The following is a 20,132-nucleotide window of genomic DNA, read 5'->3' on the forward strand; positions in this document are numbered from 1 at the left end:
GGGGGAGTGCAGAGGGGGCCAAGGAGGGGCGCAGCCCCTAACAGGCCCCCTTTGCCCCGCGCCGGGGAGGCGAAATCGCACGCCGCGCAGGCGTCCCAAACTCCGCCGGGCGGCGGAATAACAAGCCCGTAGGGCAAAAAATAACCAGGGCGCGCAAAAAACAAAACGGCCACATTCAGCAAGGAATGCAGCCGCTCTGTCAAAAGAATATCAATCCCCTACAACTCATCCAGCGCACACAGCGCAGGCGTCAACTCACCCAAGCTATTGATAAGCGCCATGTTCTCGCTGTAGTCCACAGGGCAGGCCACCAGCGACACGCCGGGTTCGTTCAGAGCTTTTTGCAGGGTGGGCAAAAGCTCTGCGGCGCTTTCAATGCGGTATCCCTTGGCGCCAAAGCTTTCGGCATAGGTCACAAAGTCGGGATTGCCAAAGTCCACGCAGTCGTGCGAGCCGGATTCCATGTCCATCTTCCACTTGATGAGCCCGTAGCTGTCATCCACCCAGATCAGTATCTTGAGCGGAATATTCTCGCGCACGGCGGTTTCCATTTCCTGGGAATTCATCAAGAAGCTGCCATCACCCATGACGGCAAGCACCTTGCGCTCGGGGCAGGCCAAATGCGCGCCGATGGCTCCCGGCAGGGAAAATGCCATGGTGGAAAGGCCGTTGGATACAATGCAGGTCAGGGGCGCATACGTGGGGTAGAGGCGTGCCATCCACATCTTGATGGCTCCGGTGTCGGCCAGCACTATATCCTCATCGCCCATTGCAGCGCGAATATCGCTTACGATGCGCTGCGGCTTGAGGGGGAAGGCGTCGCTCTCACGGCCCTTGGCAAGCTCGGCCTCCACGAGTTCGCGGATCCTCGCCCCGCGTCCGGCTGAAAGCAGAGGCTCCGCCCCAAGCTCCTTGGCCAGAGAGGCCAGGGCAAGGCCCACATCGGCCATGATGGTGACCTCGGGGTTATAGTGGGCGTCCACATCAGGCATGAATGTGTTGATATGGATGATGCGCTTGTTTGACTGGGGATTGATGCGCATGGGCGTGAATTCCTGCAATTCGTAGCCGATGGAAAGGATCACGTCCGCCTGGTCGAAGGCGCAGTTTTCGTAGTCGTGCCGCATAAAGCCGATGACGCCCAGCGACTGGGGGCTGCGGTCGCTGATAACGCCCTTGCCCATGAAAGTTGTCGCCACGGGGATTTTGTAGCGCTCGGCAAAGGCGGCCAGTACGGCCGCATTGCCTGTGCGGGCCACGCCGTGCCCGGCCATGATGACGGGCTTGCGCGCGCAGCGCAGCAGGGCGGCGGCCTCCGCCACCGCAGCGGGGGAGGGGATGGCCTTGGCGCAGGGTGCCGCCTTGAGGGGCACGGCCTCTGGCATGGGGGCACCTTCCACATCTTCAGGAATGGCAAGGTAGGTCGCGCCGGGGCGTTCCTCCTGCGCTACCTGAAAGGCATTGCGCACCATTTCGGGCACGGCCTGGGGGGTCAGCACCGTATCTGCCCATTTGGTAACGGGCTTGAACATGCCCACAAGGTCAACAATCTGGTGCGACTCCTTGTAGATGCGCTTCAGCCCCACCTGGGCGGAAATGGCCACCAGAGGGCTTGAATTGGTCTGCGCGTCGGCAGCGCCCAGCAGCAGGTTGATGGCCCCCGGCCCGAGAGTGGCGGTGCATACGCCCGCCTTGCCTGTCAGGCGGCCATAAATGTCGGCCATCAGCGATGCGCCCTGCTCGTGCCGGGCAAGAATAAAGCGAATGTCGCCGGAGGCGGCCACAGCCCGCACAAATTTGATATTTTCCTCACCGGGGATGCCGAAGACGTACTTAACTCCCTCGGTTCTGAGGCATGAAACAAGGAACTGGGCTACGTTCTGCTGATCCATGGCTAACCTCGTTGGGGCGTTTGCCCAAGGCCCATGCCTTGGCGATGACTGGCCGGAAAGGGCTTGGTGCAATCCTGCCGTTTGCGGAATTTACGGTCGGGCCTATTTTTGCGCCACGGCGCGTTCAAGCACATCGGCCCAGTGGTGCAGAATGAAGATGTGGGCCTCCTGAATGCGGGCCGTGACATCGTGGGGGACGATAACAGCCATGTCGGCCAGCGATTCCAGCTTGCCGCCATCCCGGCCCAGCAGGGCAATGCTGGCAATGCCCTGAGCGCGGGCCTCGTTGACGGCGGCGATGATGTTGGCCGAATTGCCGGAGGTGGAAATGCCCACAAAAACATCTCCGGGGCGGGCAAGGGCCTCTACCTGACGGGAGAAAACATCGTTGAAGCCGTAGTCGTTGCCAATGGCCGTGAGGTTTGACGTGTCCGTGGTCAGGGCGATGCAGGCCAGCGCCTTGCGGTTGCACTGAAAGCGCCCTACAAGCTCTGCTGCAAAGTGCTGTGCGTCCGCCGCAGAGCCGCCGTTGCCGGCAATAAGCACCTTGCCGCCTGCCCCAAGGGCTGCCCCAAGCCGCTCTGCCGCCGCTTCCACGGCGGGGCGCATGGTTTGTAACGCGCCAAAAAGCTCCAGATGGGCGGAGAGAGACATATCAAAAAGCGAATTCGTCATGATCTGGCCTTGCTGCACGGTTTGGGTTCCCCGTAGGGCATCGGTTTTTAAAACGTCTTGCAAGCCTAGCAAGGCCGGGAACAAAAGAAAAGCGTCCGCCGCCCGCGCTTGCGGCACCGGCGCGCATGCCGTACATGCAGGGGAGGAGGCATTATGAGCACATTCAAAGAGCAGTGGGCGCAACTGCTGGCCCCCAACCGCAAAACCGGCACGGGCATGAAGCTCGACACGCTGGACGCGGTGCGTAATCCCTTTCTGGTGGATTACGACCGGATCATCTTTTCCAGCTCATTCCGCAGGCTGGCAAGAAAAACCCAGGTGCACCCGCTGGTGCGCAACGACCATATCCACAACCGCCTTACCCATTCGCTTGAGGTGAGCTGCGTTGGGCGATCCCTTGGGCTTGGCGTGGGCGATGCCCTGCAGCGGCGCGGCGACCTGCCCGAGGGCTGCACGCCGGACCATCTGGGCCAGATCATTCAGGCCGCCTGCCTGGCGCACGACATAGGCAACCCGCCCTTTGGCCATGCGGGCGAGGAGGCTATCCGCGACTGGTTCAAGGATTCCGTCAATAAAGAGCAGTATTTCAAAAACCTGCTGCCCGCAGAGTGGGCCGACTTTACGGCTTTTGACGGCAACGCCCAGGGTTTCCGCGTCATCAACGCGCTTGAAAACAACAAGGACAGGGGCGGCTTTCGCCTGACATTCCCGGTCATTGCCGCACTGGTGAAGTACCCGCGTTCCGCCTATGAAGCGCAGGGCGTGGGCAAGAGCAAGTTCAATTTCTACACGGCGGAGCGCGAGCTTTTTGCCGAGATCTTCGGCGCGATGGGGCTTGCGGAAGGCGCGGGCTGGCGCAGGCATCCGCTTTCGTATCTTTTGGAAGCGGCGGACGACATCTGCTACCGCATTATCGATATGGAAGACGCGCGCGAGCTGCGCATCATCACCTATGCCGATTTTAAGGCTGCCATGACGCCTCTGCTGGATGTGAACTGTCTGGACGATCCGCGCCTTGATTCCATGGATTCCGACCGCAGACGCACCAGCATGCTGCGCACCACGGCCATGGGCCGCATGATTCCGTCCATCACGCAAACGTTTATGGATAATTATGAAGCCATCATGGAGGGCCGGCTTGAAGGCTGCCTGCTGAATCACGCCCGCGAGGATGTGGCCGGGTTCATGCGCGAGGCGGGGCGGGTTTTTAACAGCAAAATTATGAATAATCCGCAGAAGACGGCGCTGGAGATCGGCACCTATACGCTCTACCGACGGTTGCTTGACGTGTTCATTCCTGCCTGCTTCAACTTCACCAAGGGCAATGCCATGAGCTATCAGGAAACACGCGCCCTCACGCTCATGGGGGCCAATGCTCCGAGCAGGGAAGACAGCCTTTATATGGCCTATCTGCGGGTGCTGGATTTTGTGTCCGGCATGACGGATGACTACGCCGCGTTCATTTCGCAGCAGTTCTCCGGCACTGCCGGGCGGTGAGTATCTAGGGGCGGGAGCAACAAGCTCTGCCAATTCAGGATGCCGCGCAACGCGTGCCTTGGGCATGTGCTGCGCGGCATCTCTCGCCGAACCTGTCTATGCAGGTTATCAGGTGCGCCCCGTTAAAGGGCTATGGCGGCATTCATGAACGGCCCCGAAGCCTGCGGCAACATGCGGCGTCCGGTGTCGGCCCATTCGCGGTCTTGCGCGAGGGCGTCAAGCGTGAGGTCGCGCAGCTGCTCGTAACATTCCACCAGCGAATACCTGTCGGTATCAATGATGCTGTGGGGGCTGCGGGGTTCGTCAAAAGCGTCAAAAACTGAATCCAGGGTCGAAAGGTCGCCGCGTTCAGCCTTGGCATACAAGCCTTTGGCATCGCGCTGCACCAGGGTTTGCAGCGAGCAGCGCACCCACACCTCGCGGTACATGGGCAGCATGGCCCGGTTGCTCTGGCGCATGCTCTCATACGGGGTGGCGGCGGCTACCACGCATAGTTTACCCTGCGCCTGCAAGCTCAGCGCGTAATCGCGCAGGGCATCGGTATTGCGCACGCGATCCTCAGGGGTGGCGGCGGATAATCCGTTGCTGCGGCAAAAGGTGTCGGCGTCGATGAATTCAACGTCAAAGCCCTGCCCGTCAAGATACAGGCGCAGCAGTGAACCAAGGGTGGTTTTTCCGCTGCCGGAAAGTCCCAGCAACCAGATTGTCGGCGTCATACTGTCCTCGCTTGCTTGCAGTGCGGTATTGCGTGTTGCAAACCTGCAATAGCTTATGCAAATTACCGGCCAGTGTTAAATTTTTTTAGTAAGTTTGTATTGTTAAAGAAAACCAATAAATTGGGGATGCGGCAATTTTGACAGTGCGGACACCATTCCGCCTTGGGCAATCCCTTGCGGGATCGCCCAAGGCGGTCATGCGGGCAAACACGTGCTGTGGGCGGGCTGGTTTGTGGCTGGCGAGAGAACAGCGGTTGTTATTTTGCAGAGCCCTGGACGGCATCGTTGACATAGGGGATGGGGAACCACTGATATCCCTGCCCCGCCTTGCCCACATGCCCAATGCCGGGAAAGGAAATGTGCGCCCCAGCCACAAGGTGTCCCTTTTCCGCGGCTTCTGCAAAAAGACGCTGCCTCTGCCTGACGGCTCCCTCCGGGTCAAGGTCATACTCAATGGCCGTATCCGGCAGGGGGAACTGCGCTTCCGCTACATGAACGGTATCTCCCCAGAACAACAGCTTTTCTCCATTGCTTTCAATCAGATAGCATGTGTGGCCAGGAGTGTGCCCCGGTGCGGCCACGGCGTATATTCCGGGCAGCACCATTTGGCCCGCTTCAAAATGGGCCACCTTGCCCGCGCTGAGGTATGGGGCCAGGGATTCCTGCCCTTTCACAAACATGGGCCTGAAATACTCCGGCGACTTGTCCATCTGGGCAGCGCTGAGCCAGAATTCGGCCTCAACGCGGTTCACATGCACGGTGGCAGACGGGAAAACCCTTTTGCCGTCCACTGTAAGCCCGCCAGAGTGGTCGCCGTGGATGTGCGTGAGCAGAATATCCGTGATATCGCCGGGTTTGAACCCGGCCCCCTCAAGGCTGGCTGCAAGTTTGTTTACGGTTGGGCCGAGCAGCTTGCCTGAGCCAGTGTCTACGAGGATGCGGCGGTTTTGGGCGAGAATAAGAAAGGCATTGACAGAGGTAGGCCTGGGCGAGGGTACATAGGCCTTTTTAAGGGCATCTTCTACCTGCCCCTGTTTGGCGCTGATCAGCCGTGCGTTGCTGGCCAATGTGCCATCGGAAATTGCCGCCACATGCACATCCCCCAGTTGCAGCCAGTAGTAGCCTGCTTGTCGGTAAAGCGGCGCGGGCGGCGGTGTAGCTGCGAGGGAAGGGTGCGGCAACAGCGCCGCACCGGGCAAAACAAGTGAAGCGACTGCTGCCTGTTGAAGAAACTGGCGTCTGTTCATGCGATCTCCTGTTTGGCTGGAGTCATCTGGGGCTAGGATGCCGCATATGCATGCTTGAATGCCCTCTATCCCCAGTATATGCTTGGTTTTGGCTGAATGCATATGCATATTGTTCATTAGTTCCGTTTTTATGAACTATTGGGACGGGTGTCAATATCGCCTGCGCAGGTTTGCCGTCTGGCGCCGTCCTTTTGCTTTTATACCAGGAAAAAATGATGAAAACCCTGCACCATCCGGCTGTTGAAAACATAACGGTCGAAGGTCTTCTGCACGCCCTTTCTGATCCTGTGCGCGTACAGATTCTCAAGGAAATCATACGCTCAAATTCGCCAAAAATGTGTTCTGACTTCCTGAACATGCCGGACAGGGCCATACCCAAGTCGACCCTTTCGCAGCATTTCAGGATATTGCGCGAGGCTGGCCTGATCCGCAGTGAGAGAAGCGGTGTTGCGCTCAAGAATACCCCGCGGTGCCAGGAATTGCAGCCCCGTTTTGGGCGGATGATAGCCGAAATTCTGGCGGCGTATGCCGAAGAGTATGGCAGGAAAGATGCGGACGAATAGAGATGGACAGCCTGCTGATAGGACAGAAGGTGGCTGTGCGGTTCCGTGCAGACGGCGGAAGCAGCCCAAGAACCGACAGAAAGACTCCGTAGTTTTCGCAATGGATAAAAACAGGGCCGCCCTCGGTTGTGGGCGGCCCTTAATTTATTGCGCGTGGGCTACAATAAAAGAAACGGGAGGTCAGTGATCTGACCTCCCGGTGACTTCTGGCGGAGCGGAAGGGACTCGAACCCTCGGCCTCCGGCGTGACAGGCCGGCGTTATAACCGACTTAACTACCGCTCCGTTTTTGGGGATGGTGGGCAGTACAGGACTTGAACCTGTGGCCCCCGCCGTGTGAAGGCGGTGCTCTACCAGCTGAGCTAACTGCCCTCCCGGCGAAAATGAGTTCTACGCAAACACCCCCTCAGAGTCAAGCGAAAAAAAAGAAGTAAAAAAATTTTTACAAGGCAAAATTTTTAACATACTGATTTTTAACTAAAAGTTCAAAAAATGCCCCAGAATGCCCTTTTGCTTGTGTTGCGGTGCTTCATGGGGAGTGCTAGACCTCCCCTTAGCACATTACAGAACGCTGAACGCCGCTGTTTTCGCGCTTCCGGCGCAGAAGCAGCACAGTGGATGCGCCGCCGGGGAGGCGGTTTTCTGTTCTGGGCAATTCGCTGTTGAGGCACAAGAAAAATGAGATTTTTTTTCAAGCAGATATGCCTGGTAGCCTGCTTTTTTGCATTTGGGCTTGCTGCCCAGTCGGCGCAGGCACGTGTGGTGGAAGGTAATGTCATCATGGATCAACCCATGCGTGAGAACCTGTGCGCCCTCACCTTTGATGACGGTCCGTCGATAAACACCCCGCATCTGCTGGACATGCTGGAAGAATACGGCATCCCCGCCACGTTTTTCATGTTGGGCAGCCAGGCCGAGCGCCATCCCGATATCGTAAAGCGCGTCATCGCCGAGGGGCATGAGGTGGGCAACCACTCCTATTCGCACCCCAATCTGCGCGTGGTCAGCCTTGCCCGCAAAGAAGAAGAATTGCGCCGCACAGATACCATCTTGCGCAACCTCGGGGCTTCGCCCCAGTTCGTGCGCCCGCCCTACGGTTCGTATGATGCCTCTACTGAAAAAGTGGCGGCCAGCCTTGGGCTTTCCCTCATGCTCTGGTCCATGGACAGCCGCGACTGGCAGCGCCTGCCAGACAATTACGCCACCCTGCGCAACAACAGGGGCACAGTCTATGCACCGGGAACCCTGCGCGGTATTTTTCTGTTCCATGATTCGCACAAGCGCACTGTGGACGACCTGCCGCGCATCATTCGCGATCTGCGCGCTGGCGGCTGTCAGCGTTTTGTGACCGTGACCGACTATCTTGAAGGGCTTATGGATCCTGAACCCGGCCTGCTCATGACGCGTGTAAAGCGTGGCGCACCCGGCATGGATGAGCCTCCCATGGTTGCCCGGCATCAGGTCGAGGGCGTGCATCAGTCAGAAGAACTGCCGCCGCACAGCTTCCCTGCCGGTTCGGCTGATATCCCTCTTGCGCGCAGCAGCACTCCCTGGCAACTGGTGGAGAGTCCAAGCCCGGAAATGGCAGGGCAGGCCGCACTGCCGGGCACTGCCGCGCATCCCGTGCAGGATGCCCCCCAGCCTGCGGGCAGCAGCGCAGTCCAGCCCAGAGAAGGCTCTGCTCTTTCCCCGGCACAGGCTCCGGCCTCCTGATGCGAGGCTAATGTTTCTTTTGACATTGCTCTGCCAAAGGCGTGTAATTCAGCTATGGCATGAGGGCATGCCTCCAGATTTTCCACTGTCCTCCCCCCCACAGGGAAGTACAAATGAAAGGCCCGGATCAACGATCCGGGCCTTTCTGCTTTTCAAAATTGAATGATTCTGGGGCAGTTCTGTCCGCTTATGAAAGCCGCGTTCTAAAATCCTGGTAGCCAAATTCCCGCAGCATGCGAAAGCGCGTGTCGCCCGCTGCATCGGCCTCGCAAATGCCAATGGATGGCAGGCGCAGGCCGTTGAAAGTGGTGGTTTTGACCATGCTGTAAATGGCCATGTCTTCAAACACCAGCCGCTGACCGGGCACAAGAGGCGCGTTGAAAGAATATTCTCCTGCCACATCGCCCGCCAGGCAGGATTTTCCGGCAAGGCGGCATGTCCAGGCCTGTTCCCCGGCCTCGCCCGCCAGTTCGGCCACATTTGCAGATTCGTAGCGTACACGCGGGCGATAGGGCATTTCAATGACATCGGGCATATGGCAGGGAACGCCGATATCAAGAATGGCCACAGGCATGTCGGCCTGCACCACATCCAGCACCGTTGCCACAAGCCAGCCTGCGTCCAGAGCCACGGCTTCGCCCGGCTCAAGGTATATCTGCGCATTGTAGCGGTCGCGCCAGTCGGTCAGGCAACGGCAGAGCAGATCAAGATCATAGCCGGGCCTGGTGATGTGGTGCCCGCCGCCAAAGTTGATCCAGCGGCACTGCGGCAACCACTGCCCAAAATGGCGCTCAACGGCCGCCAGGGTGCGCTCAAGGGCATCTGCCCCCTGTTCGCATAGGGTGTGGAAATGAAGCCCGGAAATGCCCTCCAGAGCCGCAGGATCAAAGTCCTTGGGCCTGATGCCCAGGCGCGAGCCAGGCGAGCAGGGATTGTAGATGGCGGCTGCTCCCTCGGAATGCTCAGGATTGATGCGCAGGCCGCACTGAATCTGACGATCCGGGCAGCGGCTCTTGTTCTGCATGGCCACTGCGGGCGCGAATTCGCGCCACTGGGCAATGGAGTTGAATACCAGATGGTCCACAAGGGTGAGCAGTTCGGCCATTTCGCGTCGGTTCCAGGCAGCGGCAAAGGCATGCACCTCGCCGCCAAAGTCCTCCCGTGCCAGCCGCGCTTCGTCCACGGAGCTTGCGCAGGCCCCCCACAAGGGGCCGTGCCCCTTGGTGCGCGAAAGAAGCGGAAAAGTTGCCCATGCTGCGTAGCCCTTGAGCGCAAGAAGAATCTTGGCCCCGGTGCGCTCCTGAACTGCGCCCAGAGTGGCGGCATTGGCCAGAAGCTGCGCTTCGTCCAGAACAAAACAGGGCGAAGGAATACGGGCGGGATCGAACAGAAGGTTCTGGCAGTGCATGGATATTCCTTTAAACAAAGAGAGTTTCAGTATGGTGTCGCGCCCGCGCTGGCTTATGCTTGCCAGACAAAGCGGTCGCGCCCTTCCCGTTTGGCTGTGTAAAGTTGGGCATCGGCCGCGTTGATGAGCGATTCGAGGTCGCTGGCCTTTTGCTCGGCCATACCGATGGAAACAGAAATGGCTATGCTGAGCGCGCCGATCTGCACTGGTTTTGAACTAACGGAAGTGCGAAAATTTTCAAGCCTTCGGGCAAAGTCGTCTTTATCCATGCTCGGCGCGACCACGCAAAACTCTTCGCCGCCGTAGCGCCCGCAGATGTAGGGAGCGGGAAACTCGTCGCGCAGCATGCCGCCAAGTTGCCGCAGGGCAATATCGCCCGCCAGGTGCCCGTAACGGTCATTGACCTGCTTGAAATAGTCAACGTCGATCATTGCGGCGGCCAGGGGGCGGCGTTCTTTTCTTGCTTCGGCCACAGCCTCTTGCGCCTCAGAGAAAAACTGACGGCGCACCAGCAGGTTGGTGAGGGCATCGCGCTCTGCCAGGGCGCGGTTTTTGCGGATAAGATCCTGAATGTCAAGATTCATGGAGATACGGCACAACAGCTCTTCAAAGGAGGAGGTTTTGAATACGTAATCATTGGCGCCTGACCGCAGAAATTGCGCACCCGCGTCCGTACCCACAGAAATGACAATAATGGACAGCTCGTCCATGGTGTGGGTTTTGCGGATGGCGGCGGTGAGTTTGATGCCGTCCATGCCGGGCATGTAGTGGTCGGCCAGCACAACGCGTATGGCGGGGTGCTCCTTGAGGATCTGCAAGGCTTCCAGGCCGTTGCTTGCAGTGTAAGCCGTGATGCGCTGACGACGCAGCAACTCGGATACCTGCATGCACCAGAGGTTGGAATCGTCCACAATCAGGGCTTCAACACCGCTGTTGGCGCGCAGGCGGCTCACCACGCGCATGAGGTACATCATATCATCGGGGGTGCGCTTGACGATGTAATCGGTAACACCCTGCAGCATGAGGCGTTTATAGATGTCTTCGTCAAAATGGGCGCTGACCACCACCACAGGGATATTTCGGGCAAGGATGGCAGGGACAATTTCGCCGTTGGGGGCATCAGGCAGGTTGAGGTCGCAAAGGGCCAGAAAGTACTGCGAAGGGTTGTCCTCCAGCAGTTTCAAGGCTTGCTGGCGGTTCTCGGCGCATTCGTAGGAAAGCCCCAATTGTTCCTTGAGATTGTGCGCCATAAAACGTGCTGTTGTCCGGCTGTCTTCAACGATGAGAACTTTCTGCATGTTTGCTTCCGCATGGGGGATTGGTTTGGGGCAGGATAAAAAAATTGCGCCGTGCAAGAGTGCGGAACCTGCGCGGCGGCTGTGAATTCTAATCGTATTGATTTTTGCTCTTGCAGTCAAAAGGGATAAAGGCTCTTGCGTGTTATATTTGCAGAGCCTTCCCTGTACAGCGCAGTCAGCGAAACAGCGGGCCAGAGCCGCGGGAACCATTGCCAGCCTCAGTTTTTCCCAAGATAACAGGCAACAAGCCCTGCGCGTGCAGAGTCCGCTGGCAATTGTGGGCGGCATTACCGCAATGTATGTGGCTCCAACTGGTGTATTGCCCATTTTGCTTGGGGGAGCACGTTGCCTTGGCATTCTCCCGGCAAAGAGGTAGCAATGCCCATGTCGCCATCAATATTGCTCGCCATCCTCTTTGCCGCATTTTTACACGCGCTTTGGAATATTATTGTCAAAAGCGGCTCAAACAAGCTGTTTGAAACGGGTTTGAACGCTCTTGGCGCTTGCGCAGGCGCGTTGTGCCTGCTGCCTTTTTTGCCGCCTCTGCCGCAAGCCGCGTGGCCTTATCTTGGCATGTCGTGTCTGTGCCATCTTGGGTATTACATCTGCATTTCTGCCGCATATGAGCGGGTAGACATGTCTTTTGCCTATACTGTAATGCGCGGCTGCGCGCCCTTGCTCACCTCGCTGGCCCTGCTGGCCTTTGGCGTAAATATGTCTGCGGGCGCATGGTGCGGTGTGCTGACGCTTTGCGCCGGTATTCTGTGCCTTGCCACGGATAATATGCGCCGTGGCTATGGGTGGAGCGAAGTTTTTATCTCGTTGCGCACATCATGTGTCATTATGGGGTACACGCTGGCGGACGGCCTTGGTGCGCGCGAAAGCGGCAACGCTGCCACCTACACCACCTGGATTTTTTTGATCAACGCGCTCCCCGTGCATGTTTACATTCTGTGGCGGCATGGCTGGAGCTACGTAAGCTATGCCCGTAAGCGGCTTGCCGTGGGTACGTTTGGCGGCTTGGCGAGCATGGGGTCATACGGCATTGCCCTGTGGGCCATGACCCTTGCGCCCATTGCCGTGGTGGCGGCCCTGCGCGAAACCTCGGTGATCTTTGGCATGCTGCTGGCAATGTGGCTGCTGCACGAGCGTTTTACGCCCTTGCGCGGATTTTCTGTGCTGCTGGTTGTCGGTGGTGCCGCACTGCTCAAGCTGGCCTGATCAGGAGGCTGCAGGCAGGCGGACTAGCCGGTGATTATGGCGGCGGGCTATTGTGCGAATGTCTGCCATTGTTGATGTCTGGGCGCATGCCTCCCAGTGCGGCGGTAGTTCTGCCACTGGGGCAAGGCACCAGCCCCCGCGTAGACATCACGGGTACGTCCCTGACTCAATCTCCCCTCGCTGTTTGTTGCTGGCAGGCAACTGGCAGACAACAAGAAAGGGCGCTCCCTTGCGGGAACGCCCTTTTGTATTTTGAAGCAGAAACAGACTAGCTGTTTTCGCTTTCTTCAAACTTCTGCTTGAGCAGGTCGCCCAGGCTCTGACCGGCTTCTTGCGGGCCGGAATGGAATTCCTTGGGCTTGCGGCGTTCTTCTTCGTCCTTGATCTGCTTGATGGACAGGCCCAGACGGCGCTCTTCAGCGCTGACATGGATGACCTTGGCCTGGATTTCCTGGCCTTCCTTGTAGATCTCGGCGGGGGTCTTCACTTTCTTGCTGGAAAGTTCGGACACGTGCACCAGACCTTCAATGCCTTCTTCCACTTCAACAAAGAGGCCGAAGTCGGTGATGTTGGTCACGATACCCTTGATGGTGCAGCCCACGGGGTAGGTGTTGGGCACATGGCCCCACGGATCGTCCACCAGCTGCTTCACGCCGAGGGTGAACTTTTCGTTTTCCTGATCCACGGTCAGCACCTTGGCCTGCACGGTGTCGCCCACCTTGTACAGTTCGTTGGGATGACGCACTTTCTTGGTCCAGGAAATGTCGGAAACGTGGATAAGACCGTCGATGCCGTCCTCGATGCCAATGAACATGCCGAATTCGGTAATGTTCTTGATGACGCCTTCAAGGACGGTGCCTTCGGGGTACTTTTCAGCAACCAGTTCCCAGGGATTGGGGCGAACCTGCTTCATGCCGAGGCTGATGCGCTTTTTGTCGCCGTCCACGCCCAGGATGACCACTTCGACTTCGTCGCCGGTGTGAACCATCTGGGAAGGATGACGCAGCTTGCGGGTCCAGGACATTTCGGAAATGTGCACCAGGCCTTCAACGCCGGGTTCCAGTTCCACAAATGCGCCGTAATCAACCAGGTTGGTGACCTTGCCGCTGCACTTGGCCCCTTCGGGGAAGCGAGCGGAGATGTCCTGCCACGGGTCGGGCACGAGCTGCTTGAGGCCGAGGGAAACTTTGTTGTTGTCGCGATCGAAGGAAAGCACCTTCAGGGTCAGTTCCTGACCGATGGTGATCATTTCCTTGGGATGGCGAATGCGCTTCCAGCTCATGTCGGTGATGTGCAGCAGGCCGTCGAGGCCGCCGAGGTCAACAAACACGCCGTATTCGGTGATGTTCTTGGCCTTACCGGTAACGATCTGGTTTTCTTCAAGGGTGCGCAGCAGATCCTGGCGTTTGGAATCGCGCTCCTCTTCAAGCAGCACGCGGCGAGAAACGATAACGTTGCTGCGGCGGCGGTTGATCTTGAGCACGCGGAATTCGAATTCCTGGTTGACCAGGGCATCCATATCCGGCACGGGGCGCAGATCCACATGTGAACCGGGCAAAAACGCTTCCACACCGCCGATGTCCACGGTGTAGCCACCCTTGATGCGGCGGACAATGTGGCCCTTGATGACCCGGTTGTTTTCCTGCACGTCTTCGAGCTGGTCGAACACCTGCATGCGCTTGGCTTTCTCGAAAGAAAGAGTGATGGTGCCGTCGTTTTCGTTCTTGCGAACAACGTAAACGTCAACACGATCGCCCACTTTGACGGAAATGTTGCCGGCGGGGTCGCGGAATTCTGCCGCGGGAATCTGCCCTTCGGACTTGAAATTCACGTCAACAAGCACATTGTCATCATCCACGCGGACGATTTCGCCCTTCGTGATAGAGCCTTCCTCAAGATCGCCGAAATCGGGATTGAGGTAGTTTTCAAGGGCGCTTTCGAAATTGATTTCGTTGTCGTGCCCGGTTTCCAAACCTGCCATATGTCCAGCCTCCAAACATAATTTCCCCATAACAGGGAGGTGCCTTATTATCAGGATTTCAGTAAAAGAACAAGAAAAAATACGCGCCAAATCGGCTTTAGCCGCCGAAAAATCGGGATTCCACGCCGCTCCGGACGGCGCAGGCGCGGCAACCCGCGCGGGGCATACCCTGCAAGGGCCTGCCTGGCGGGGCTTGCAGGGTATGCCTACTTGACTTTTATTGCCGCATGAATTGTTTTGAAAAGGTCGGCGGGGAATTCCGTTAAAATCGGAAACAGTCGCGCTGCGGTAAGAGGGAACGAAGCTTCATCGTTCCGCCACATGGCGGGGCGCTACAGCCAGTCGCGCGAGCGGCGAAGGCGAAGTCTAGGCAAGGGGCGCAAGGCCCCCATGCCCTCAAGTCCGAATATCCTCCGGCATTTTATCCAACTTCAACCCGTCAACGCGCCATTGAGGAGGTTGCCATGCTGCGTACTACGCCGCATTTCATTCTGCATTTTTTCACCCGCACCCTTTTGCCCATTCTTTTGCTGTGCGCCGTCATGGGCGCGCCTGCGCTTGCCCCTGCCGCTGAATCCGGCGCAGAGAGCCCCAAGGCGGGCGTGCTGCTGGTGGCCTTTGGCACCAGTGTTCCCGAAGCCCTGGCTTCCATGAAGGCCGTGGATGCGGAGTTCAAGGCCGCTTTTCCCGGTCAGCCGGTGGTGTGGGCCTATACCTCGCAGATTATCCGCAAAAAAATAGCCGCCGAGGGGCATCCAGTGGGCGGCATCAGCGATGGCCTCGCCCAGCTTGCCAAGGACGGCGTGAAGGTCGTGCGCGTACAGTCGCTGCACGTCATGGCGGGCGAGGAGTTCAGCGCGCTTGAACGGGCCGTGCTTATCGATCTGCAAAAAAATCCGGGCCGCTTTGACTCCGTGTTTCTTGGCCGCCCCATGCTGGAATCGAAAAAAGACGCGCAGGAACTCATTCAGGCCATCAGGGAAGACGTGAAATCCCTGCGCGGCAAGGATGCAGCCCTGGTGCTCATGGGCCACGGCCAGAGCCACGGCCGGGCAGATCTGACCTTTGAAGGCACGCGCGCCGTGTTCCACGATGCGGATAAGCGCGTGTTTATGGCAACCGTTGAGGGCGCGCGCAGCGTGGACGACCTGCTGGTGGAGCTCAAGGCCGCCAAGGTCAAGAAAGTGGTTATCGAACCGCTCATGCTGGTGGCTGGCGATCATGCGCACAACGATCTGGCTGGGGATGAAGACGACTCCTGGGCCTCAAAGCTCAAGGCCGCAGGCTTCAAGGTGGAGACCAACCTCAAGGGTTTGGGCCAGATTGCCGGTGCGCGCGCCATACTGGTGCGCCATGCCCGCGAAGCTGCCGATGACCTGACCAAGGAACCCAGGAAGCAGTAGCAGGGCTTGCCTGCGCCGCATATTTGTTGCGGGAGCCGCATAAGCCGGGACAGCGCGCCTGGTTTGTGCGGCTTCCGCATTTTTGTGCGGGAAAATTGGGAGTGCGGGAGGTGCTGCTTCCGGCGCAGGATTTTTGGGAATTTTCGTGGGGTTCAGTGCGCGTGAGTCTGTTTGTGTCTCAAGCCTGCCGGGCCACCAGCCAGGCCAACATGCCGCCCTGCGCCGCAATGGCGGCCGCAAAGGCCAGCCAGCAGCCCCAGAGGGGCAAGGCCTTGGGCGCAATGCCCGCAGCCAGCGCCAGCATGCCCTGAAATGCCCGTTTGAGCGGCCACAGTAGTGCCAGGCCCGCCCACACTGAGGCGCTTAGGGTAAAAACCTGCAACTCCTTGATTTCCCACAGCCCCACCAGCGAAGCGTACAGATCCACTTTGCCAGCATTATAGGCATTGCCTATGAGTTCCAGTCGGTCCAGAGCCGGGCCGTCAGTGCAAATTGCGCCAAGAATGAAAAAAATGGCCACAAGACCAAGAAACAGCAGCAGAAAAAGACCGAAGGTGCGCATTTGCCAGCGGGAATGCGCCACGCCAGCAAAATCGCCGATGCGCCGCGCAAGAAAATGCAGGGGAATTGCCAGAAGCGGCACTGGCACAATGAGCAGGCCCAGACCGGGCCTCACCAGCGCAAACGATCCCCCTGCAAGCAAGAGGTAGCCTGCAAGCGAGAAAATGGATGCGGGTAAGGCGGCAAGGGGCATACGCGCTCCAGTGTCGGCGGTTCTGGCGCGTAGAACATGGGCGCGCTCGCATAAAATCCTATGCCAAAAAGGGGCAAAGGTCTATGCGGCAAAGGGAGTTGTGATAATTTGTCGGGGCTGGAGCGCACATGCGGCAATGCAAGCGTCCGCCGTCGGGCGAAGGGCTGGCGCTCTGTTTCAACCACTCTGGGCGGCGACTTTGATCTGATTTTCTGGCCTAGCGTTTGGGCGTGGCGAGAAAGGCGGGTATGCTGGCCGCAGCCGCCCGGCAGGATGCGTCATCCGGGTCAAAGCAGCACAGGATGGCGCACCATGATCCACCATCGCGCTGCTGCGCCACGCAGCGGTCAAGCTGTCTGTCGGGACAACTGGCGGCTGGGGCCAGATCCGGCAGGGCGGAGCGGCATGCAGCTTCTAGCCCTAGGCACTCGGCCTGCGCCTGAGTCTGATTTTTAGCTGGCGAACTGTGCCGGGCGCACCATTCTGGGCTGTCTACTTCTGCGATTTCTCTCGCGGAGGCAGCAGGGGGCAACAGGCACAGGGCCAGCAGGCATGCGGCGGCAAAGCCCATGATAAAGGCGCAGGGCAAAAACCCCGCGCCAGTGCAATCAATATTTTTTGCCACGCCTAGCGCTTGTCCACCACGCGCTTGGATTTGCTGAAGGTACGCGGCAGGCTGGCGTAGTCCGCCACGCTCACGGAAACACGGGCCATGATGGCCTTGTGCAGGCGGGTTTCAAGCTCATGGGACAGGGCGGCATCGTTGCCTGCGGTCTGCCCCTGCCCGCGTTCCACGGTGAGGGCCAGATGGTCGAGGGAGCGATCGTCGCGGGTGAGTTCCACCTGATATTCACCGCCAAGCTCCGCAAACTGGCCGATGACTTCCATGAGCTGACCGGGGTAGATGTTCACGCCACGGTAAATGATCATGTCGTCCGAGCGCCCAAGGATGCGATCATGGCGCGGCATGGCAAGGCCGCACGAGCATTGGCCCGGCAGCAGGCGCGAAAGGTCGTGGGTGCGGTAGCGCAGCAGGGGCACGGCCTCCTTGCACAGGCTGGTCACGACCATTTCGCCCACTTCACCCTCGGCAACAGGCTGCATGGTGACAGGGTCGAGCACTTCAATGATGAAGAGGTCGGCCCAGTAGTGCAGGCCTTCGTGGGCATCGCAGTCGATGGCGGTGCCGGGGCCGTACATTTCGGTCATGCCGCCGATGTCGTAACAGCCCTCAAGGCCGAGCTTGCTTTCAATGGCGAGGCGCATCTTTTCGCTGCGGGTTTCTGAGCCGCAGACCATGCGTTTGAGCTTGATTTTGCCGCGCAGATCGGCGCGTTCCACTTCTTCCGCCAGCAGCAGGGCCATGGATGCGGTGGCCGTAAAGCCTGTGGCCCCCAGATCCTGCAATAGCTGCAAGTGCATTTCAAGATTGCCCGGCCCCACCGGCACGGTGAGCATGCCAAGCCGTTCGCTGCCCGCCTGAAAGCCCGCGCCAGCCGTCCACAGGCCGTAGCCCACGGCAAGCTGCATGCGGTCTTCGGGGGTAAAGCCCGCCAGTTCAAAGCAGCGGGCAATCTGGAGGCTGAACGTATCAATATCGCGCTGGGTGTAGGCCAGAATCTTGCGTTTGCCAGTGGTGCCGCTGGAGGCATGGATGCGCACCACGTCATGTGGCGGTACGCACAGGAGCGGCAGGGGGTAGCCCTCGCGCAGGTCTTCCACGTCGCAGGTGGGCAGACGGCGCAGGTCGTCCAGGCTTGTGATGTCGTCCGGCTTCAGGCCGCAGGCTTCCAGCTTTGCCCTGTACTGGGGCGAATTCCAGGCCTGACGCACGGTGTAGCGCAGACCTTCAAGCTGTTTCTGGCGGATATCCTCATCGGTGAGCTGGGGAATAAAGCGATACGACATGAAGCTCTCCTGATTCCATTGGGGTCATGGGCTTGAAAAAGAAAATAAACCACACCCTGCGGTTTTTTTGCGCCGCAGGCAAGCCCAAAGGGTGCTGTTGCCTACAGTTTGGCCCCAAGGGCGAACACTTCGCGCACCGAAAGCATGCGCTGCGCCGGTTCGGCATTCTTCTGCTGCTCCAGCGCCAGCATGAGCAGCACGCGGGCCTTGGCGGGTGAAAGCATGCCGCCGGGCACAAAGCCCTCGTATTCATCAAGGGGCGTCACCGGGCCGGAACCGGTGCGGCTGCACCGGATAACAGGGATGCCCCCGGCAATGGCCTGCCGCAGCTCGTGGCGCACGGCATCGGGCATGGAGCCGTTGCCCATGCCAGCCAGCACTATGCCCGCGCTGCGCTCCACGGAATAGCGCACAAGATCAACAGGCATGCCCGCGCAACCGTAAATCACATCCACTCGCGGCAGATTTTGGCGGCCCGCAAGCTCGGCAAAGGTTCCGGCCAGAGCGGGATTTTCCTCCCTACCGTAATAAAACTGGGGTTCGCCGTTGATAACCCGGCCAAGGCAGCCCGATTCAAGGGCGCGGAAGGCCTCCACATCAAGCGTGGCGACTTTTACAGCCGTGCGGGCCGAGAGCACCCGGCTGTTCATGACCAGCAGTGCACCGCGCGCCTGCGCCTGCGGGCAGGCCGCCACAGCCACGGCATCGCGTATGTTGATGGGGCCGTCTGCGCTCAGCGAGGTGGCGGGGCGCATGGAGCCGGTCAGCACCACGGGCTTGGGGCTGGCAAGGGTAAGGTGCAGATAGAAGGCCGATTCTTCCAGCGTGTCTGTACCGTGGGTCAGCACCACGCCGCAGATTTCGGGGTCGTCCAGCGCCTTGGCGCACTGCTCGCCCAGCATGGCCCAGTGTTCTGGGGTGATGTTTTCGCTGGGCAGGTTGCCGCACTGCACACTGGTGATGCGGGCCACACCCTCGATGCCGGGCAGGGTTTCGAGCATGCTGTCAACGGTGAGCACCCCTGCCTGATAGCTGATCTGTTCAAGCGGCGTGGGGGCAACGCCCGCAATGGTGCCGCCCGTGGCAATAAGGGCCACCTTGGGCAGGGAGGTTGCGCTGGAACTGGCCGATGCTGAAGAATGATTGCTCATGGTGGCTCCTGCGGCGCGCTTTGCCTAGGGACGGCAGGTTGCAGCCGCGTTGTCGTGAACAGTGTGCGCCGCAGTCCAGAGCATATCTGTCTGCGGTTCGTTGGTATGCGGGCAGATGCTGCGCCCGATGGGAAGAAAGCCCATGCGGGCATAGAATGCCAGGGCGCGGCTGTTTTTATCGTATACAGTGCAGCGGAGGCTGGCGTTCTTTTGCTCGGGGAGTTCAGCCATCACCTGTTCCTGCACCAGTTCCAGCAGTTGCCGCCCAAGGCCCCGGCCCCACCAGCGGGGCAGCACGAACAATCCCGCCAGATACGTGCCGTTGCCGTCCGGCAGGGTTGCGGCAAATGCGGCGGGCTCTCCATCGGCGGTCAGCAATAAGACCTGCGATGAAGGCAGATAGTGCTCCGCCATAACCGCCAGCTGCCCGCGCCAGAACGCGGCAGGCACAAAGTCATGCCCTGCCAGAGAGGCCGCCAGCCAGATGTCGGCGCAGATCGAATAATCTTTGGTAGATGCCGCCCTGACTGTTGTTGCAGCCGGGCGTGGTGCGGCATGCCCGGCGGGGGCGGGAAAAGTTGTCGTTTTCATGGCCTCCCTCTGCTTAAGCGAGCAAGTGCAGCGCGTCAACAGCCGGGAACGCAGTATCGTCCCCGCGCTTGTGAAGCCGCGCGCGTTGCTTGGATTTGAAACAACATTGGTGTAG

At 59.2% G+C, this 20,132-nt stretch carries 17 protein-coding genes, 2 tRNA genes and 1 riboswitch; of the genes, 5 read left to right on the top strand and 14 right to left on the bottom strand.

Going from position 1 to position 20,132, the window contains the following annotated elements; translation table 11 throughout:
* Window positions 1-218: 218 nt before the first annotated feature.
* Together ACUZ9Q_RS14690 and gmhA are read right to left on the bottom strand one after the other, a co-directional pair.
* Window positions 219-1,892 carry an acetolactate synthase large subunit gene (locus ACUZ9Q_RS14690; protein WP_192113209.1) on the bottom strand — a complete coding sequence of 558 codons (1,674 nt, stop codon included), beginning with the start codon at window positions 1,890-1,892 and terminating at the stop codon, window positions 219-221.
* Window positions 1,893-1,994: 102 nt separating this feature from the next.
* Window positions 1,995-2,567, bottom strand: a complete 573-nt coding sequence (gene gmhA / locus ACUZ9Q_RS14695; protein ID WP_215647549.1) for a D-sedoheptulose 7-phosphate isomerase — start codon at window positions 2,565-2,567, stop codon at window positions 1,995-1,997.
* A gap of 153 nt (window positions 2,568-2,720) precedes the next feature.
* Here gmhA and ACUZ9Q_RS14700 point away from each other — a divergent pair, with 153 nt between their 5' ends.
* Window positions 2,721-4,064 (top strand): deoxyguanosinetriphosphate triphosphohydrolase, encoded by a 1,344-nt coding sequence (locus tag ACUZ9Q_RS14700; RefSeq protein WP_227118136.1) that lies wholly within the window; start codon window positions 2,721-2,723, stop codon window positions 4,062-4,064.
* Between the two features lie 122 nt (window positions 4,065-4,186).
* On the opposite strand, the gene ACUZ9Q_RS14705 is transcribed toward ACUZ9Q_RS14700, so the two are convergent.
* Together ACUZ9Q_RS14705 and ACUZ9Q_RS14710 are read right to left on the bottom strand one after the other, a co-directional pair.
* Entirely contained in the window at window positions 4,187-4,780 is a 594-nt protein-coding gene (locus tag ACUZ9Q_RS14705; RefSeq protein WP_192113211.1) for an adenylyl-sulfate kinase, read from the bottom strand.
* A 257-nt stretch (window positions 4,781-5,037) separates the two neighbouring features.
* Window positions 5,038-6,027, bottom strand: a complete 990-nt coding sequence (locus ACUZ9Q_RS14710; RefSeq protein WP_449248119.1) for an MBL fold metallo-hydrolase — start codon at window positions 6,025-6,027, stop codon at window positions 5,038-5,040.
* Between the two features lie 215 nt (window positions 6,028-6,242).
* Here ACUZ9Q_RS14710 and ACUZ9Q_RS14715 point away from each other — a divergent pair, with 215 nt between their 5' ends.
* On the top strand, window positions 6,243-6,590 hold the full coding sequence (locus ACUZ9Q_RS14715; RefSeq protein ID WP_192113212.1) for an ArsR/SmtB family transcription factor: 348 nt from the start codon (window positions 6,243-6,245) through the stop codon (window positions 6,588-6,590).
* A 207-nt stretch (window positions 6,591-6,797) separates the two neighbouring features.
* Here ACUZ9Q_RS14715 and ACUZ9Q_RS14720 read toward each other — a convergent pair.
* Both ACUZ9Q_RS14720 and ACUZ9Q_RS14725 read right to left on the bottom strand, forming a co-directional pair.
* A tRNA-Asp gene (locus ACUZ9Q_RS14720) sits at window positions 6,798-6,874 on the bottom strand.
* Window positions 6,875-6,885: 11 nt separating this feature from the next.
* Window positions 6,886-6,961: transfer RNA gene (locus ACUZ9Q_RS14725), tRNA-Val, on the bottom strand.
* 306 nt (window positions 6,962-7,267) lie between these two features.
* Here ACUZ9Q_RS14725 and ACUZ9Q_RS14730 point away from each other — a divergent pair.
* Window positions 7,268-8,302, top strand: coding sequence for a polysaccharide deacetylase family protein (locus tag ACUZ9Q_RS14730; protein WP_233483524.1), 1,035 nt, complete (start codon window positions 7,268-7,270; stop codon window positions 8,300-8,302).
* Between the two features lie 187 nt (window positions 8,303-8,489).
* On the opposite strand, the gene nspC is transcribed toward ACUZ9Q_RS14730, so the two are convergent.
* Window positions 8,490-9,710, bottom strand: coding sequence for a carboxynorspermidine decarboxylase (nspC, locus tag ACUZ9Q_RS14735; protein WP_297145367.1), 1,221 nt, complete (start codon window positions 9,708-9,710; stop codon window positions 8,490-8,492).
* A 53-nt stretch (window positions 9,711-9,763) separates the two neighbouring features.
* The gene (locus ACUZ9Q_RS14740) at window positions 9,764-11,008 is read right to left on the bottom strand and encodes a GGDEF domain-containing response regulator (RefSeq protein ID WP_297145364.1); all 1,245 of its coding nucleotides are present in this window, start codon (window positions 11,006-11,008) and stop codon (window positions 9,764-9,766) included.
* Window positions 11,009-11,392: 384 nt separating this feature from the next.
* On the opposite strand from ACUZ9Q_RS14740, the gene ACUZ9Q_RS14745 reads away from it, so the two are divergent.
* Window positions 11,393-12,229, top strand: a complete 837-nt coding sequence (locus ACUZ9Q_RS14745) for a DMT family transporter (protein ID WP_215647556.1) — start codon at window positions 11,393-11,395, stop codon at window positions 12,227-12,229.
* A 268-nt stretch (window positions 12,230-12,497) separates the two neighbouring features.
* On the opposite strand, the gene ACUZ9Q_RS14750 is transcribed toward ACUZ9Q_RS14745, so the two are convergent.
* Entirely contained in the window at window positions 12,498-14,210 is a 1,713-nt protein-coding gene (locus ACUZ9Q_RS14750) for a 30S ribosomal protein S1 (protein ID WP_022659135.1), read from the bottom strand.
* A 207-nt stretch (window positions 14,211-14,417) separates the two neighbouring features.
* Window positions 14,418-14,642, top strand: a riboswitch (cobalamin riboswitch).
* Between the two features lie 32 nt (window positions 14,643-14,674).
* Here ACUZ9Q_RS14750 and ACUZ9Q_RS14755 point away from each other — a divergent pair.
* Complete coding sequence (locus ACUZ9Q_RS14755) at window positions 14,675-15,613, top strand: sirohydrochlorin cobaltochelatase (protein WP_449248120.1); 939 nt, start codon at window positions 14,675-14,677, stop codon at window positions 15,611-15,613.
* Window positions 15,614-15,791: 178 nt separating this feature from the next.
* On the opposite strand, the gene ACUZ9Q_RS14760 is transcribed toward ACUZ9Q_RS14755, so the two are convergent.
* From ACUZ9Q_RS14760 to ACUZ9Q_RS14780, 5 genes are all read right to left on the bottom strand, one after another.
* Window positions 15,792-16,367: a hypothetical protein gene (locus ACUZ9Q_RS14760; protein WP_449248121.1), complete on the bottom strand. Its 576-nt coding sequence runs from the start codon at window positions 16,365-16,367 to the stop codon at window positions 15,792-15,794.
* A gap of 217 nt (window positions 16,368-16,584) precedes the next feature.
* Window positions 16,585-16,992 carry a hypothetical protein gene (locus ACUZ9Q_RS14765; RefSeq protein ID WP_323391074.1) on the bottom strand — a complete coding sequence of 136 codons (408 nt, stop codon included), beginning with the start codon at window positions 16,990-16,992 and terminating at the stop codon, window positions 16,585-16,587.
* 2 nt (window positions 16,993-16,994) lie between these two features.
* Entirely contained in the window at window positions 16,995-18,275 is a 1,281-nt protein-coding gene (locus ACUZ9Q_RS14770) for a phenylacetate--CoA ligase family protein (protein ID WP_449248122.1), read from the bottom strand.
* A gap of 101 nt (window positions 18,276-18,376) precedes the next feature.
* Window positions 18,377-19,426: an asparaginase gene (locus ACUZ9Q_RS14775; protein ID WP_449248123.1), complete on the bottom strand. Its 1,050-nt coding sequence runs from the start codon at window positions 19,424-19,426 to the stop codon at window positions 18,377-18,379.
* Between the two features lie 24 nt (window positions 19,427-19,450).
* Window positions 19,451-20,017 (bottom strand): GNAT family N-acetyltransferase, encoded by a 567-nt coding sequence (locus ACUZ9Q_RS14780; protein ID WP_192113221.1) that lies wholly within the window; start codon window positions 20,015-20,017, stop codon window positions 19,451-19,453.
* Between the last annotated feature and the right edge of the window lie 115 nt (window positions 20,018-20,132).

The sequence above is a fragment of the Desulfovibrio desulfopostgatei genome (genome assembly GCF_053570645.1).

What these genes read in the sequence shown, in the direction of transcription:
- ACUZ9Q_RS14690 (WP_192113209.1), bottom strand. Translation starts at nt 1,892, where the DNA reads ATGGATCAGCAGAACGTAGCCCAGTTCCTTGTTTCATGCCTCAGAACC.
- gmhA (WP_215647549.1), bottom strand. Translation starts at nt 2,567, where the DNA reads ATGACGAATTCGCTTTTTGATATGTCTCTCTCCGCCCATCTGGAGCTT.
- ACUZ9Q_RS14700 (WP_227118136.1), top strand. Translation starts at nt 2,721, where the DNA reads ATGAGCACATTCAAAGAGCAGTGGGCGCAACTGCTGGCCCCCAACCGC.
- ACUZ9Q_RS14705 (WP_192113211.1), bottom strand. Translation starts at nt 4,780, where the DNA reads ATGACGCCGACAATCTGGTTGCTGGGACTTTCCGGCAGCGGAAAAACC.
- ACUZ9Q_RS14710 (WP_449248119.1), bottom strand. Translation starts at nt 6,027, where the DNA reads ATGAACAGACGCCAGTTTCTTCAACAGGCAGCAGTCGCTTCACTTGTT.
- ACUZ9Q_RS14715 (WP_192113212.1), top strand. Translation starts at nt 6,243, where the DNA reads ATGAAAACCCTGCACCATCCGGCTGTTGAAAACATAACGGTCGAAGGT.
- ACUZ9Q_RS14730 (WP_233483524.1), top strand. Translation starts at nt 7,268, where the DNA reads ATGAGATTTTTTTTCAAGCAGATATGCCTGGTAGCCTGCTTTTTTGCA.
- nspC (WP_297145367.1), bottom strand. Translation starts at nt 9,710, where the DNA reads ATGCACTGCCAGAACCTTCTGTTCGATCCCGCCCGTATTCCTTCGCCC.
- ACUZ9Q_RS14740 (WP_297145364.1), bottom strand. Translation starts at nt 11,008, where the DNA reads ATGCAGAAAGTTCTCATCGTTGAAGACAGCCGGACAACAGCACGTTTT.
- ACUZ9Q_RS14745 (WP_215647556.1), top strand. Translation starts at nt 11,393, where the DNA reads ATGTCGCCATCAATATTGCTCGCCATCCTCTTTGCCGCATTTTTACAC.
- ACUZ9Q_RS14750 (WP_022659135.1), bottom strand. Translation starts at nt 14,210, where the DNA reads ATGGCAGGTTTGGAAACCGGGCACGACAACGAAATCAATTTCGAAAGC.
- ACUZ9Q_RS14755 (WP_449248120.1), top strand. Translation starts at nt 14,675, where the DNA reads ATGCTGCGTACTACGCCGCATTTCATTCTGCATTTTTTCACCCGCACC.
- ACUZ9Q_RS14760 (WP_449248121.1), bottom strand. Translation starts at nt 16,367, where the DNA reads ATGCCCCTTGCCGCCTTACCCGCATCCATTTTCTCGCTTGCAGGCTAC.
- ACUZ9Q_RS14770 (WP_449248122.1), bottom strand. Translation starts at nt 18,275, where the DNA reads ATGTCGTATCGCTTTATTCCCCAGCTCACCGATGAGGATATCCGCCAG.
- ACUZ9Q_RS14775 (WP_449248123.1), bottom strand. Translation starts at nt 19,426, where the DNA reads ATGAGCAATCATTCTTCAGCATCGGCCAGTTCCAGCGCAACCTCCCTG.
- ACUZ9Q_RS14780 (WP_192113221.1), bottom strand. Translation starts at nt 20,017, where the DNA reads ATGAAAACGACAACTTTTCCCGCCCCCGCCGGGCATGCCGCACCACGC.